This is a genomic window from Stenotrophomonas sp. SrG (assembly GCF_050031795.1).
Classification (GTDB): domain Bacteria; phylum Pseudomonadota; class Gammaproteobacteria; order Xanthomonadales; family Xanthomonadaceae; genus Stenotrophomonas; species Stenotrophomonas rhizophila_A.
This window is the reverse complement of sequence record NZ_JBNBBE010001043.1, coordinates 1-240: the sequence shown is the minus strand read 5'-3', so window position 1 is coordinate 240 and position 240 is coordinate 1. Positions and strand designations below refer to the sequence as shown.

At 72.9% G+C, this 240-nt stretch carries 1 protein-coding gene; it reads right to left on the bottom strand.

Features of this window, described 5'->3' with window-relative positions:
* Nucleotides 1–240, bottom strand: a 240-nt coding sequence (locus ACQG3P_RS22660) for a hypothetical protein (RefSeq protein ID WP_426806309.1), incomplete at both ends; no start/stop codon positions are given.

The following is a 240-nucleotide window of genomic DNA, read 5'->3' as shown; positions in this document are numbered from 1 at the left end:
CGCAGCACCTTCGGATCGCGCACGCGCGCGATTCCGCCGGCGGTGCTGAGCCACTTGCCGCCATCGCGGTCGAAACGCAGCCCCGCGCCCTTGAAGGCGGGATCGAGCCAGCTGTCCGTGGCCCGTGCATGGCGCGGGTCGGGATCGGCCTGGGCGAGCGGACGCGCGCCCCAATCGTCCACCGCCCACCGCGTGCCGTCGGCGGCCTGGTCGAAATAGGGAATCTGCACCGGCTTGGGG